Origin of the sequence: Mucilaginibacter sp. JRF (genome assembly GCF_015223065.1) — a bacterium.
In the GTDB taxonomy this organism is placed as follows: domain Bacteria; phylum Bacteroidota; class Bacteroidia; order Sphingobacteriales; family Sphingobacteriaceae; genus Mucilaginibacter.
This window is the reverse complement of sequence record NZ_JADFBY010000003.1, coordinates 539,963-555,062: the sequence shown is the minus strand read 5'-3', so window position 1 is coordinate 555,062 and position 15,100 is coordinate 539,963. Positions and strand designations below refer to the sequence as shown.

The window sequence follows — 15,100 nt, the reverse complement described above, 5'->3', positions numbered from 1 at the left end:
ACAACAGCCGGCAGGTATGGTTTTATTTAGCCTGATGATCGTAACTGATAACGCGCGATATCTTCCAGCCGTCATCATCCTGTTTCCAAACATGAATAAAGCGCGCGGTATTCACCAGCTTGCGTTTGCCGTTGATTACTTTGTAAAACGTGTTTACGCCTGTTTCTAAAGCGCCGTAAAATTCCAGCTGATAAACCTTTGCGCTTACCAATACACGTTCAAGTCCGCCGTTATCGCAAAGGGTACGCATTGATCTCATCAGATCGTGCCGGGATGAGGTATAGCCTGTGCGGTCATGAAAAAACTCTACATCGGCAGTAAAATACCCTTCAAATTTATCCAGATCGCACTTGTTATAAGCATCAAAAACCTGCTTATCTAACCCGATAATGGTACTGTACAAAGTTTTGCTTGCCGGTTTTTTTGATGCCTGGGCAAAACAGCTATAGCTGCCAATAAATAATATAAGGCTAAGGGCGGTGGTGATTACGCGTTTCATATTAAAAGTAAATGTGCATTTAATATTGATGAACGCTTTTTTGTTTGCCGAGCTTATAATCAGCCGCTATTTTATCCGAATAAAAGGCTGAAAACTTCCTCGATATTGCCTACCGTTTTAACATCAATAGTGTAGCGTGAAAAGTCGATACGCTTTTTATCGCCCGCTTTGGGCAGGTTATATTTTGAGATGAATATTTGCTCGAAGCCCAGTTTTTGCGCCTCGGCAATGCGCTGTTCCACCCGGTTAACAGCACGGATCTCGCCGGACAGACCGATCTCGCCCGCGAAACAAACCTTAGTCGCGATAGGCATATCCTCATGCGATGATATGATAGCGGCGGCCAAACCCAGGTCAATAGCCGGATCTTCCACACGGATGCCACCGGTAATGTTCAGAAACACGTCCTTAGCCCCTAATCTGAAACCACAGCGCTTTTCGAGCACAGCCAGCAGCATATTCATGCGCTTGGTATCAAAGCCCGTAGCGGTACGCTGTGGCGTGCCGTAGGGTGATGTACTTACCAGCGCCTGTGTTTCAATCAGCATTGGGCGCATACCCTCTAAGGTAGCCGATATGGTTACGCCGCTCAGTGGTTCATCTCGTTGCGATAATAGTATCTCGGATGGGTTTGAAACTTCACGTAGCCCTTCGCCCAGCATCTCATATATCCCCAACTCGGATGCCGAACCAAAACGGTTTTTAACAGCCCGTAAAATGCGGTATACATGGTGCCTGTCGCCCTCAAACTGCAAAACGGTATCAACCATATGCTCCAGTATTTTGGGGCCTGCTATCATACCGTCTTTCGTTATATGGCCGATCAGGAAAACCGGAGTAGAAGTTTCCTTGGCAAAACGCAGCAACTCCGCAGTACACTCACGCACCTGCGATACGCTGCCCGGGGTTGATTCAATATGCGCCGAATGCAAGGTCTGTATCGAATCGATCACTACCAGTTCAGGCTCCAGTTGCTCTATCTGCTTAAATATGTTTTGGGTTGATGTTTCGGTCAATATAAAAGCCCCCTTGCCCCCTAAAGGGGGAATATTTGATGATGCCCCCAAATCAAGAGCTCCCCCTTCAGGGGGTTGGGGGGTCAACCTTTCCGCCCGCATCTTTATCTGCCTGTCGCTTTCCTCGCCCGATACATAGAGCACCTTAAGGTTAGGCATGTTCAAGGCCAGCTGCAACATCAGGGTTGATTTACCTATGCCCGGTTCACCGCCTATCAATACCAGCGATCCGGCAACAATGCCGCCGCCCAGCACTCGGTTAAACTCCGCATCGGGCGTAAGCAGGCGATGCTCCTCGCTAAAGGTTATCTCTGATACCGGTACGGGCTTATTGGCACGTTGCAAACTGGTTGATGGGTTGGCTTTCCAATCGGGTACCGAGGCGTTGTTTTTTTCGAGTATCTCCTCGGCAAAAGTATTCCACTGCCCGCATGATGGGCATTTTCCCAGCCATTTAGGCGATTCGTAGCCACAGCTCTGGCAAACGTAAGCGATCTTGGTTTTAGCCATTTATATGTTTGATGTGCAGATTACAGATGTGCAAATGTGCGGATTTGTTTTGAGATAGCGAGGTTGAATGCTAAAATATTTGGCAATTATAATTGTTCCGAAACAAAAAATGCAGATGCTTTTTCAAACATCTGCATTTCTATAATTTGCGTTTGGGCTATTATAATTTAATTTCCTCATCCTTTGATGAGAAAAAGCGGAACTCGGTGATCTGATACGCCGGATTAGTTTTAACTTTTATCCATTGTTTGTACTTAAAGTACCATTTCATCTGGCGTGTATAAAGGCCCTTTTTAATGTAAGCCTCAATATAAGGGTGCACGCAAAGCGTAATATTTTTCTCATTCTGCTCCATCAGGATGTAATTGAAGTTATTTTCAATATCATCCAGTAACAAAATGGTTGGGCGTATAGCCCCTGTGCCGTGGCAGGTAGGGCATACCTCGCTGGTAACAATATTCATTTCGGGGCGTACACGCTGGCGTGTTATCTGCACTAAACCAAACTTGCTTGGCGGCAGTATGGTATGCTTAGCCCTGTCATGCGCCATCTCGTCGCGTAGGTAATCAAACAGCTCCTTCCGATTCAGCGGCTTGTGCATATCAATAAAATCGATCACCACAATACCACCCATATCGCGCAGGCGCAGTTGTCTTGCTATTTCGCGCGCGGCCTCTTTGTTAACCTGTAAGGCATTCTCCTCCTGGTTTTCTTTATTGGCAGTACGGTTGCCGCTGTTCACGTCAATAACGTGCAGCGCCTCGGTATGCTCAATTACCAGGTAGGCTCCACCGGCAAGGTTCACTGTTTTACCAAAAGCTCCCTTTATCTGCTTTTCAATACCATAATGCTCAAAAATCGGGTCGCGATGTTTGTGCAAACGAACGATGCTCTCCTGATCGGGAGATATTTCATGTATGTACGATTTTACTTCTTCGTACATACTGTTATCGTTCACATATATGCTCTGAAAATCAGCATTAAGTATATCCCTCAATATAGTTGAGGTACGATCGATCTCGCCCAGTATTTTTTTGGACGGCTCAACCGCCGGAAGTTTGGTTATCAGCGTTTCCCACTTGGCTATAAGGTCAAGCAGGTCCTTTTGCATTTCTGTTACACCCTTACCTTCAGACACTGTGCGTATAATTACGCCAAAGTGCTTGGGTTTAATGCTTTCAACAATTTTGCGTAAACGCTGGCGCTCGGTATTGCTTTTTATTTTTTTAGAGATAGATATTACCTCCGAAAAAGGAACCAGCACCACATAACGCCCGGCAATTGATAAGTCGGCACTTAACCTTGGGCCTTTTGTTGAAATTGGCTCCTTAGCTATTTGTACCGGCAGCAACTGCCCCTTTGTTAAAACCTCAGATATCTTACCACCTTTATTAATGTCAGCCTCAAGCTTTAGCTGATCTAACAGCTTTGACTGATATCCCCCGCTACGTACCTGTTTGGTGAGCTTTAACAGGCTTTGTACCTGTGGCCCCAAATCGAGGTAATGCAAAAAGGCATCCTTCTCATATCCTACATCAACAAATGCGGCATTTAGCCCCGGCATTATTTTTTTGATCTTGCCAAGGTATATGTCGCCCACCGTATAATTGTTGGTGGTTTGTTCTTTGTGAAGTTCTACGAGTTGTTTATCCTGTAATAATGCAATGGTAGCTCCGCTGGGGGACGAATCGATAATCAATTCCTTTATCAATTGCTACTCCATTTCTTAATGCGGCTATAGTATAACCGCGGGATTAATAAGAAGGTAAAAACAACACATAAAAACAGCCCGCACAATGGCGGGCTATAAACTGTTAAACAGCTTATTTCTTTTTATGTCTATTTTTTCTTAAACGCTTTTTACGTTTGTGGGTGGCCATTTTGTGTCTTTTACGTTTTTTACCGCTTGGCATAATTTTAATGTTTTTAAAAATGATTAATTAATTCAATTCCTTTATGTACTCATCAATGCGCTGCCCAAAGGCCGGGTCAGGCATCATTGTTTTACACTTGTTGTAAGCCTCGATAGCCTCTTTTTTACGGCCAAGCTGTTTATAGCTTTCGGCCAGGTAAAAGTAAGGCTCAACCTCCGGCTTTTGTGCAATAACGGTTTTGAACCGTTCAACCGCTTTTTCAAACTGACCCGATTTCATAGAGAAAACGCCCAAATTCAAGTTCGCGCTGCGGTTGGTTGGATCTTGTTTAACCACCTCAAGCAGCAGGCTTATACCAGCCATAGGGCTTGGTGCGCCGCCGTTAACGTAAGCAATGCCCAAACCGGTTTTAGCATCCAAATTATCGGGTGCTAACTGGCGGGCCTGCTCAAAGCTTTGTACCGCGTTGGTTAAAAACGTTGGCTGCACCAGCGTATCCTGCGTTAGCTTATAAGCATCGTTAAAGTGGTTGCCGGCGGTTATCCACGCGTCGGCAGTTTTTTCATTTTCGGCAACAGCCTTATAATAAAAAGCAGCCGGCCCTGGCTGATTTACATCATCCCATTTGGTGGCCAGCTGTTTTTCAATCGCGGTTTTTTCAGTGCCGCTTGCTGCTTTCAGTTTGCCTTCCAGATCAGTGATCGGGGCGGCAAGATCAGCGCCGATAGTACTTTTTGCCGATTCAGACACTTGCTCAACACTTATTGTTGATGCCATTCCTGGTGCAGCAGGGGTGGCTGCCTCGGTGTCTGAATGGTTTGCCTCCTCAGCCTTTTGCAAACCCTTTACAGGCTGCATGTACAAATAGCCCACAATAGCGAGTACTGCTATAATTACAACTATTTGCGGCTTTTTCATGGGCTAAGTTTTTGTTTAATTATTTGCTTGCTTTGCTGGTTTTGTTACCGGTTTTTACCTTTTCAACAAAAGTTTTTGCTGGTTTAAAGCTTGGTACAAAGTGCTCAGGGATTATTATGGCAGTATTTTTTGAAATATTACGTGCCGTTTTTTTAGCGCGTTTTTTAACAACAAAACTACCGAAACCTCTTACGTAAACATTCTCGCCGGCTACCATTGAGCCTTTTACTACTTTAAAAAACGCCTCAACAGTTTCCTGTACATCCACTTTCTCAATTCCTGTTTTTGATGAGATTTCAGCTATGATTTCTGCCTTAGTCATATCTTATTTTTCTTTAAAATTTTTTATAAATACTTAACTGTTTTGGGGTTGCAAAAGTATCGCTTTATTGGCAAACTCTAAAATAATTGACGTATTTTTTTTGTTCGTTGCAAAACGGTGATGAAAAAAGCACTTTAAGGCGCTTACATTGCTATTTTTGAGGCTATGAATTTTGCGGACGAATTGCTGGGCTGGTATCATGATAATAAACGCGACCTGCCCTGGCGCAACACTACCGATGCTTATACTATATGGCTGTCTGAAATTATATTACAGCAAACGCGGGTTGAGCAGGGCAAGCCGTACTTCTATCGCTTTCTGGAAAGATTCCCTACCGTAAGCAGCTTTGCCGCCGCTACCGAGGATGAGGTGCTGAAACTATGGCAGGGCCTTGGCTATTACTCGCGTGGGCGCAACATGCTTAAAACCGCGCAACAGGTTCAAAATGAATACAATGGCATATTCCCTACAGATTATCATGTATTACTCAAACTAAAGGGTATTGGCGAGTATACCGCCGCCGCGATATCGTCCTTTTCGGCCAATCAGCCCCATGCCGTGGTTGATGGAAATGTGTACCGTGTGCTGGCGCGATACTTTGGTATTGATGAGCCGATCAATTCCGGCAAGGCTAAAAAGACGTTTCAGGATCTGGCCAATAGTTTAATTAATAAGAAAAATCCGGCGTTGCATAACCAGGCCATGATGGAGTTTGGCGCCATGCTTTGCAAGCCTAAAAATCCGGGTTGTGGTATATGCCCCGTGCACCTGAATTGTTACGCATTTAAGCATAATGCCACCACTACTCTCCCCGTAAAACTCAAAACAGTTAAGAGCCGCGAGCGCTTTTTTAACTATTTTTTAGTGACAGATAGCCACCGGATATTGATGAATAAGCGAGGCGATAACGATATATGGGCCAATATGTACGACCTCCCAATGCTGGAAACCAGCGAATTATTGCCGGTTAATGAGCTGCTTAACTCACAAGAAGCGCGACAAGCCTTTGGCGAAAACGCTACAATTGAACACATTTATCCAACGGCGAAACACATACTCACACACCAAAAATTGTTTGTTAGGTTAATAAAATTGCAGAATTCCACGGTTAAATTAGAACAAAAATGGTTTTACACTGAGGTAGAAAATTTGAGTGAATTGGCCTTGCCAAAAATCATTTTTATATTTCTAAAAAATATTTTTAATTTGTAGAATAATTTTGCGTTAATTTAAACCATGTCTGGAATAAACAAAGTAATACTAATTGGGCATTTAGGTAAGGATCCCGAAATACGTTATTTAGATGGAGGTGTATCAGTAGTAAGCTTCCCCCTTGCTACCTCCGAAACTTTTAATAAAGACGGAAAAAAAGTAGAACAAACCGAATGGCACAACATTGTAATGTGGCGTAGCCTGGCCGATGTGGCTGCCAAGTATCTGCAAAAAGGAAAACTGGTTTACATTGAAGGCAAATTACGAACCCGGTCATTCGAGGACAAGGAGGGCACAAAAAAATACACCACCGAGGTTGTGGCCGAAAACTTTACCATGCTTGGTCGTAAAAGCGATTTTGAAAACGACAACCATCCTACCGACCGCCCTGTTACCAAAACAGATAACGCGGCAGATTACAATACCGCGAACGAAACAGATGACCTGCCTTTCTGACCGCTGATAAACTTATTAATGAAAAGAAAAAGCCCGGCCTGTACAATACAGCTGGGCTTTGTTATGTAATACGGTTGGCTATTATCTGCCGCCCGGAGGGCAATGCTCCCTTAAGTATTTAGTGAATAGCGTGCGCAGGTGCAGGCTGGTACCCGGCCCCTCAGATATTGAGTGCGTACGGTTAGGGTACGACATCAGCTCGAATTGCTTGTTGTACTTGATCAGCTCATTGATCAGCAATTCGGCGTTGTTGTAGTGTACATTATCATCGCCAGTACCGTGAATGTACAGCAGGTTGCCTTTCAGGTTTTTGGCATTAGTAACCGGCGAGCCTTTGATGAACGGTTCACGGCCGGCATCATCAGTAGGTACACCCATGTAGCGCTCCTGGTAAATATTATCGTAAGTTAACTGGTAACCTACAGCGGCTATAGAGATACCGGTTTTGTATATTTCAGGATACTGGAACATCAGGTTTAAGGTTGATGAACCACCACCGCTCCATCCCCAAACAGCCACACGACTGCTGTCAATGTAATTCCATTTCAATATCTCCTTGGCAGCCAAAGCCTGATCGCGAATGTTAAGCACACCTATGTTCTTGTAGATAGCCTTACGCCACTCACGGCCACGAGGGGCCGGTGCGCCACGGTTATCCATTGATATGTATACATAACCATCGGCAGCCATATCGCCGGTGTACATGCGGTTCATGCCGGCGCCGTAAACATCCTTAGCGGTTTGTGAGGCAGGCTCGCCATATACGTAGAATAACACAGGGTATTTTTTGGTCGGATCAAAATTGGCAGGTTTTTTTACCCAGCCTTTAATGTCAACACCTTCTGATGTTTTTACCGTGAAAAATTCCACCGGGTTTTTAGCATCAGTTACCGGTTTAATGGCATCGCCTGTTAAGTGCTTATGATTTGGCAGGCTGATGGTTTCGCTTTGGTATGGCGTGTTAGCGTTCGAGAAATTGTGCATAGCCATAGTGCCGTTTGGCGATATGGTATAACCATGCGTACCCGCCTGATCGGCCGGGGTTAAACGCTCGGCCTTGCCACCGCTTAGTTTTATACGGTACAGGTAGGCTTGGTTAGGGTTATCAGGCGAAGCGATGAAATAAATATAGCCCGATGGCTCGTCGATCAACGATACGCTCATTACATCATAATTACCTTTGGTGATCAGCTTTTGCTTGCCATCTAAACCTATACGGTAAAGGTGGTTCCAGCCATCCTTTTCGCTGGCCCAAACAAACTCCTTGCCTTTGTTCAGCCAATCCCAGCCGGTAGCTTCTTCCTTGGCATCAACCCAGGCCTTATCGGTTTCGTTGTAAATTACTTTTGTGGTATTGCTTGATACCTTGGCAACGTACAGCTTGCTCTCGTTTTGCGCGCGGTTAAGTTGTTGCAGAATGATCTCGTCGGGGTTGCAGGTGTACTCCATGCGCGGAATGTAGTGCTGCACGTTATCACCCGGAACATTCAGCCATTTGGTTTGCGCGGTAGCGATATCAACCACACCAATTTTGCACGAGCTTGGGTCTTGCCCCGCGGTAGGATATTCAACCGGTACAACGTACGAGTATACCATGCTATCGGTAGTGTTCAGCATCAGGTAGTTCTTAATCTTGCGGGCATCTATTTGCCAATAGGCTATAGATTTACCATCAGGCGACCAGCGGAAACCATCGCGGCAGCCAAATTCTTCCTCATACACCCAATCGAACGTACCATTGATCAGGCGGTCGGTACCATCAGTAGTAAGGGCTTTTATGGCGTTGGTTGCCAGGTCCTCCACATAAACATTATGGCCGCTTACGTAAGCCACCTTGCTTGCATCGGGCGAAAACTTGGCAAACATTAATGATGATGCAGGCTTATCTTTACCCAGCTGTTTCAGGGTTTTGGCGGCAACATCATACACCCAATAATCGCCACGGGTATCGTAACGCCAAACACGTTTGGTGTTGGTGTTGATCAGTATCTTTTTACCATCCTCGGTAATAGTAAAACGACGGATGCTGATAGCTTTTTGGCCTGCCGGAGTTAGATCCTGCGCGGTGGCTATCACCGTTTTTTTGCCGGCATCGCGCACATCAAATTCGGCAACGCCGCCTTCAAATGCCCTGTAATAACGGTATCCGTCCTTAGCCCAGTTAGTTCCGCTACCAAATTGTGCTTGTGCGCCCTGCCATATTGCTGATAGCATAAACGCCAATAGCACAACGGGTAAGCTGTAAAGTTTACTCTTCATGAAATTTTGTTTGGTCAATTAATTTAAATAGGGTAATGCCCTTTTAATTTTTGCGTTAAATTAGTGTTTTTATAAAAAGCCGCTTATAACTGTAATGAAAAAAATACTTCTCTGCATATTTTCGCTGTCCATTTTAAGTACTACCACCCAAGCTCAGAACGCCAACCGTACCAAATTTATAGCCGATAGTTTGCAGGCTTATATCAGCCGGGCGCTTACCAACTGGCGTGTACCAGGCGCTGCCGTTTGTATTATTAAGGATAATCGCATTGTGCTGATGAAGGGCTTTGGCATCAAGGAATTGGGCTTAAATAATAAGGTTGACGAGAATACGCTGTTCATGATAGGCAGCAACACCAAAGCCTTTACCGCCACCGCTGTTGCCACGCTTGCCGCCGAAAGAAAGCTATCGCTCGATGATAAGGTGACCAAATACCTGCCCGATTTTAAGCTGGATAATAAAGCCGCTACCGATCTGCTTACCGTGCGCGATCTGCTTTGCCACCGCCTGGGTTTTCAGACCTTTCAGGGCGATTTTACATTTTATAACACTAACCTTAGCCGTAGTGAGATCATGAGTAAAATGGCGCTGATGAAAGCGCCTTATGGGTTTCGTACTACATGGGGTTATACTAACTCGGCTTTCCTGACGGCAGGCGAGATCATCCCCAAAGTGGCCGACCAGAACTGGGACATCTACCTGAAAGAAAAAATATTCGCCCCGCTGGGTATGAGCAATACGCTTGGCCTGAGTGTGGCCATGCAAAAGGCCTTTAACCGTTCGGCAGGGCATACCATTAGTGATAACCGCCTGATGGCCATACCTTACGCCAACCTGGATAATATGGCACCTGCCGGAGCCATCAGCTCAACAGCGGTTGATATGGGCAAATGGGTTATGGCCTTACTTAACGAGGGCAAGGTGGGCAACAAGCAGGTAATACCGCAAGCCGCTATTGCGGCCACCCGCCAGCCGCAAGATATTGTGGGCACTAACGAACATTTGGATGGCAGCAAAAACTTTCAGCTTTATGGCTTAGGTTGGTTTTTGGAGGATTACCACAACCACCGCCTGGTAATGCACGATGGTGGCGTTAATGGCTTTGTATCGTCAGTAACCTTGGTGCCCGAGGAAAACCTGGGTATAGTGATACTCACCAATACCGATCAGAACAATTTATATGAGGCACTGCGCTGGGAGATATTAGATGCTTACCTGAAGCTACCTTACCGTAACTACAGCGATGCTTATTTAAAGGAATACAAAAGCTATACCGCTGAGCAGGGCGCTGCCGACAAAAAACTGCGCGATAGCGTGGCGCTGAACCCTCGCCCGGCGTTATCATTAAGCTATTATGAGGGTAAATTTACCAACCCGTTATATGGTACGGTAAATATTCAGCGTGGCGACAACAACGATTTGGACATGCGTTTTGAGCATCACCCTAAAATGTATGCCCGCCTGCAACCGCTGGGCGCCAATCGCTTCTATGTAACTTTTAGCGACCCGATTTTAGGTAAGGCCATATTCCCCTTCACGGTACAAAACGGCAAAGTAACCGGCTTTAAACTCAAGGTGGCTGATTTTGTGGAGATGGGTGCTTACGAGTTTAAGAGGCAGTAGGGAAGTCCGGAAGTTGATGGGTTTCGGAGGTTGAAGTTTGATTTAGTTGCGGACTTTGCTCTCCAACCATTACATAAAGCAAAATAGCCAGGCGATATACCTGGCTATTTTGCTTTATGTAATATATATTCTTTCAGACTACTGTCTTTCGGACTTCCGGACTTCCTCCAACTATCTCCCACTCATCACTTCCGGTATCGGCTGGCCGATGCAGCCGCTTGGTTGCTGAATATGCAGCAGGGATGCTATGGTGCCTGAAATATCCGTCATGTGGGTTTGGCGGGCAAGGCTGCCGTGTTTAATGCCCCAGCCCATAAATACCAGCGGAATATGCGCATCAAACGGAGCCCATGTGCCGTGTGTGGTACCGGTACGTCCGCCTGAGAAATAACCCGGCTTCAGCATAATTTGTATAACACCGCTACGCTCTTTGCTGTAACCGTTAATTACACGCTCGCGCAGATGTGCCGGTATATTCGCTACCGCCGCTTTGGTCATATCTACAGCGTAAAGTATATCGGGCTGGGTTTGCAGGTATTTAATACAATCAGCTTTCAGGTCTTCCTCGTTCAGCTTGTTATCAGCTATCACTTTGTAATTAAAGTTAACCTGGTAGTTGTTTAGGCTAAGGATGATCTTATCCGCATTGTATTTGCTTTTCAGCATCTCGTTCATTTCTTTCATGGCTGTGCCCTCGCTCCAGTTGCCACCCGGTATCTTGTGGTCGACCAAAAAGGTTGGGTTATGCGCCGCGGCATGGTCGGCAGTAAGGAAAACGGTATAATTGCCTTTGCCAACCTGTCCATCTAAAAAGGTGAAGAACGCGGCCAGATCCTTATCCAAACGCAGGTAAGTATCCTCGGTTTCAACCGCGTTAGGGCCAAACTGGTGACCAACATAATCGGTTGATGAAAGGCTTACGGCTAAAAAGTCGGTTACTACGTTTTTGCCCAATTGCTCGTTGGTAACGGCGGCTTTGGCTAAGTCTAAAGTGAAAGAGTTACCATAAGGCGTAGAGCGGATCATGCCCATATTGCCTTTATACAGCTGCGATGTTTTGATAGGGAACACCGGTGCATCGGTACCGCCAAATTTACCCTCGTAACGCGGACTATTATCAGGCGAGCTTTGTACGTAGGTATCGATAGGGTACAGGGTATTCCAATCCTGTTTCAGATATTTTTCGGGTAGTTTTTGGTCGTTGAACGTTTTTACCCATGCAGGCAGCTCTTTCATGTACCAGGTGCTGGTTATCCAGTTGCCGCTGGCATCATCAAACCAATAGGCCGCGTTTGCGGTGTGACCAGCCGGTAGTATGCCACCCCTATCCTTTAACGCTATACCAATAACCTTTGAGCGGAAGTTGGTAGCCAGTTTTAACTCATCAGTAATAGTGCTTGCCTGCAAATTCTTTGGCGACATTAAGCCGGCTTTTGAGCTGCTGCCAACGGTGCTTACAGTAGTATCCTCGGCACAATACATTGATTTGCCTGTAGCCTGAATAATAAAATCGTTACCCGCTATACCGTGTATTGATGGTACCGAACCTGTGTAAACACAGCTATGGCCCGGGCCGGTAAATGTTGGCAAATAATCAACATCGTTATTTTCGCAGGTAAAACCCTCGTTAAGCATACGCTTAAAGCCACCGGTTTGGTAGCGACTGTAAAAACGGTACAGGTAATCCCAACGCATTTGGTCAACCACTATGCCTACCACCAGTTTAGGACGGGCAATATCAGTACCTGCGGGTTGGGTAGCCGCCTTTTTTTGTGCCGATGCCGACCCAACAACCGATGCAGCGAAGAATAACGAAAAGAGGTATTTGTATTTCATTGCAATTATGCTTTGTTGTAATAAATGCAAATATGAAAAACCGTATGTAAACTCTGTGTGATTAATAATATTACTTGGCAATTGTTACAATGGTGGAGAAGCCCCTCCTAAATCCTCCCCGAGGGGGAGGATTTTTTTAAAAATACGTCATTGCGAGGAACGAAGCAATCCCCAAGCGACTTGTTCTACTGTAATATCCTAAAGAGATTGCTTCATGCCTCGCAATGACGCGTTTTTTTATAGAGTAATAACAATCAAAAGAAAAAGAGCGTCGGCCTGGCAGAAAACCGGGCCAGGGAGTATGGCCTTGTGGGCGGAAGGTTTTTTCTGCCTTGACTTTTGGTTACTTTGTGTCTAAGACAAAGTAACTGGGCTCTGCGCCCAAGAGCAGACTGACGATAATAAAAAGCACAAACCTCGAATAGCACTGCTACTGCTCATGAGCGCAGAAATATTTGTTAGTGGTTGTTAATTCGTTCCACTATCTCACTCAAAACAAAATCACCTATCTAACACTTAAAAAATTATAGAAGATATATCTTTAACTATCCCAATGCAAATACTCATTAATATAGCCATCACTATAGCAACCATAGCTTTTATGGAGGCCTTTTCGTGGTTCATTCATAAATATCTGTTTCATGGGCCGCTGTGGTTTATTCATAAAACACACCACCAGCAGCGGCATGGCTGGTTTGAGCTGAATGATGTTTTCAGCATTGGCTTTGCCGTTTTGGCCTTATGGCTGATGTGGCTTGGGCATACAATGCTTGACTACCGCTTTTGGCTGGGTACCGGCATCAGCATTTATGGCACCGTCTACTTTATATTTCACGATTGGTTCATCCACAATCGTTTTAAGGCTTTCAGGAGCACTAACCGATATTTAATGGGCATACGCCGGGCGCATAAGATCCATCATAAATCAACAGAGAAAAATCCATCTGAGGAGTTCGGGCTTTTGGTAGCGAGCCGCAAGTGGTTCAAGTAATAAGCTATACAACAAATAGCCGGACGTTTCATCAACATCCGGCTATTTGTTTATAAAAGATAATCTTTTAATTTATTATTCTGTAGTGCCTTCGTTACTGCTAACACTCGTGATAGAGAAATCCCATTTAAGGCAACTGAAAGCAGGTATTGATGTACTGCCTGATGTGCCATAGGCTAAAGCCGAGGGTACAATCAACGAAACGGTTTGGCCGTTCTTGGCTTTCATTAAGCCTTCAATAGCTCCGGGCACCAGTTGTTCAACAACAAAAGTTGTGCTGCTGGTAGCCTCATCAATTTTGGTATTGTTCATGTTATAAAGGGAGTAGGTAACACCAACACTTGATGTTCTCGCAATTACACTTCCGGTATCTGATCCCGATACCTTATAGTATAAGCCTGATGCTGTTTTAGTGTAACCGGTGATACCTATACCGTAAGCATTCGCGTATTTGTTGATGCTCAGGTCATCATAAGCAGGCTGATCGGCCACTATGCGCACCCAGTAATCAAGGCATTGGTTACCGGCAATACGGTTGCCCGAGCTGCTACTGCCCGATCCGTAACCGTTAACACCATACGCCATGCGCGATGGTATTAGCAAGCGCGCGCTGGCACCTTTATACCTAAGCACATTGTAGATAGCATTTTGTAACCCCTGTGGCAGGTTAGCTGATTTGAACTGACCTAAAAAGCCATAATAATGGTTAACTATGGTATCAGAAGCTATGTACTTGCCATCAAAGCTGCGAATAGTGTATACCATGGCCACACGATCAGAGTATTGAATGCGGGGACTATCAACCAAACCTTTATCAATCAATTGATAGTACATGCCTGATGTATCGCCATCGCTGGTATCGCGCAGCATGCTGCTTAGTCCGTTGGTGCTTATATAGTTTTGTATCTGCTGGTCATCATACTCCTTAATATTCGGATAAACTTTATCCTTATTACATGATGCGAAGATCACGGTTGAGAACAATAAAAAAGTAAATAGTTTTTGTTTCATCTATGTTAGTTCGTTACGTCGTATAGCGTTATATCAAATTCGAGAAGCGAGTTGGCCGGTATACCATAGTTAGGCTGTTCGTAAGGGCCGTAAGCATAGCGCGATGGCGATAGTATGCGCACCCTGCCACCCTTTTGTACCTGCGGAATGCCCAGTTGCCATGCCCTGATAATACCACTACCCAATGTATAAGATGGATGGAAATTAGCCGTTGAATCAACCGTTTGGCCGGTTAGCAAAAGCTTGGCCTTGTAGCCTACCGTTACCCTGGTTGAGTTGGTAAATACAGCGTTACCCGTGCCGGCATTAACCACTATGTAATAAACACCGGTGGTATCAACACGTTGTGCCACATCCTGTAGGTTATTATCGGTAATATACTGCTGTAAAAGCTCGTCATCAATACGGGCCTGCTCGCGGTATCTTTCGGCACCAACTAATGATTTTTGACAGCCTGCGGCCATAGCCACCGCTGCAAAGCATAATATAACCAACAGTATCCTGTTCATCTTACTTCTCGACCGGCAAAGTTATCGTTTTATAATTCAAAAACAGCAGCTTAACACTTTTTA

14 protein-coding genes are annotated in these 15,100 nt (G+C 45.2%); 4 read left to right on the top strand and 10 right to left on the bottom strand.

The genetic code is table 11. From position 1 onward, the window contains the following. Nucleotides 1-22: 22 nt before the first annotated feature. The 6 genes from IM792_RS11200 to IM792_RS11180 form a co-directional block, all read right to left on the bottom strand. Nucleotides 23-499 carry a nuclear transport factor 2 family protein gene (locus tag IM792_RS11200; RefSeq protein ID WP_194101931.1) on the bottom strand — a complete coding sequence of 159 codons (477 nt, stop codon included), beginning with the start codon at nt 497-499 and terminating at the stop codon, nt 23-25. Nucleotides 500-570: 71 nt separating this feature from the next. Beyond that, entirely contained in the window at nt 571-2,025 is a 1,455-nt protein-coding gene (gene radA / locus IM792_RS11195) for a DNA repair protein RadA (RefSeq protein WP_194101930.1), read from the bottom strand. A 160-nt stretch (nt 2,026-2,185) separates the two neighbouring features. Next, nucleotides 2,186-3,736 carry an Rne/Rng family ribonuclease gene (locus tag IM792_RS11190; RefSeq protein ID WP_194101929.1) on the bottom strand — a complete coding sequence of 517 codons (1,551 nt, stop codon included), beginning with the start codon at nt 3,734-3,736 and terminating at the stop codon, nt 2,186-2,188. 112 nt (nt 3,737-3,848) lie between these two features. Further along, nucleotides 3,849-3,938: a hypothetical protein gene (locus IM792_RS21470; RefSeq protein WP_008506795.1), complete on the bottom strand. Its 90-nt coding sequence runs from the start codon at nt 3,936-3,938 to the stop codon at nt 3,849-3,851. A 27-nt stretch (nt 3,939-3,965) separates the two neighbouring features. After that, a complete protein-coding gene (locus IM792_RS11185) occupies nt 3,966-4,817 on the bottom strand; it encodes a tetratricopeptide repeat protein (protein ID WP_194101928.1) in 852 nt (283 codons plus the stop codon). A gap of 19 nt (nt 4,818-4,836) precedes the next feature. Next, on the bottom strand, nt 4,837-5,139 hold the full coding sequence (locus IM792_RS11180) for an HU family DNA-binding protein (RefSeq protein WP_194101927.1): 303 nt from the start codon (nt 5,137-5,139) through the stop codon (nt 4,837-4,839). Nucleotides 5,140-5,304: 165 nt separating this feature from the next. On the opposite strand from IM792_RS11180, the gene mutY reads away from it, so the two are divergent. Next, entirely contained in the window at nt 5,305-6,351 is a 1,047-nt protein-coding gene (gene mutY / locus IM792_RS11175; RefSeq protein ID WP_194101926.1) for an A/G-specific adenine glycosylase, read from the top strand. Between the two features lie 24 nt (nt 6,352-6,375). Continuing rightward, nucleotides 6,376-6,807 carry a single-stranded DNA-binding protein gene (locus IM792_RS11170; RefSeq protein ID WP_194101925.1) on the top strand — a complete coding sequence of 144 codons (432 nt, stop codon included), beginning with the start codon at nt 6,376-6,378 and terminating at the stop codon, nt 6,805-6,807. A gap of 81 nt (nt 6,808-6,888) precedes the next feature. On the opposite strand, the gene IM792_RS11165 is transcribed toward IM792_RS11170, so the two are convergent. Beyond that, nucleotides 6,889-9,066 carry a S9 family peptidase gene (locus IM792_RS11165; RefSeq protein ID WP_194101924.1) on the bottom strand — a complete coding sequence of 726 codons (2,178 nt, stop codon included), beginning with the start codon at nt 9,064-9,066 and terminating at the stop codon, nt 6,889-6,891. 94 nt (nt 9,067-9,160) lie between these two features. Here IM792_RS11165 and IM792_RS11160 point away from each other — a divergent pair, with 94 nt between their 5' ends. After that, nucleotides 9,161-10,690, top strand: a complete 1,530-nt coding sequence (locus IM792_RS11160) for a serine hydrolase (protein ID WP_194101923.1) — start codon at nt 9,161-9,163, stop codon at nt 10,688-10,690. A gap of 171 nt (nt 10,691-10,861) precedes the next feature. Here IM792_RS11160 and pafA read toward each other — a convergent pair whose 3' ends face one another. Then, nucleotides 10,862-12,526 carry an alkaline phosphatase PafA gene (gene pafA / locus IM792_RS11155; RefSeq protein WP_194101922.1) on the bottom strand — a complete coding sequence of 555 codons (1,665 nt, stop codon included), beginning with the start codon at nt 12,524-12,526 and terminating at the stop codon, nt 10,862-10,864. 553 nt (nt 12,527-13,079) lie between these two features. On the opposite strand from pafA, the gene IM792_RS11150 reads away from it, so the two are divergent. After that, entirely contained in the window at nt 13,080-13,517 is a 438-nt protein-coding gene (locus IM792_RS11150; RefSeq protein WP_194101921.1) for a sterol desaturase family protein, read from the top strand. A gap of 75 nt (nt 13,518-13,592) precedes the next feature. Here the strand turns inward: IM792_RS11150 and IM792_RS11145 are convergent, their stop codons facing one another. Together IM792_RS11145 and IM792_RS11140 are read right to left on the bottom strand one after the other, a co-directional pair. Next, complete coding sequence (locus IM792_RS11145; protein WP_194101920.1) at nt 13,593-14,528, bottom strand: FKBP-type peptidyl-prolyl cis-trans isomerase; 936 nt, start codon at nt 14,526-14,528, stop codon at nt 13,593-13,595. Nucleotides 14,529-14,533: 5 nt separating this feature from the next. Continuing rightward, nucleotides 14,534-15,037: an FKBP-type peptidyl-prolyl cis-trans isomerase gene (locus tag IM792_RS11140; protein ID WP_194101919.1), complete on the bottom strand. Its 504-nt coding sequence runs from the start codon at nt 15,035-15,037 to the stop codon at nt 14,534-14,536. Between the last annotated feature and the right edge of the window lie 63 nt (nt 15,038-15,100).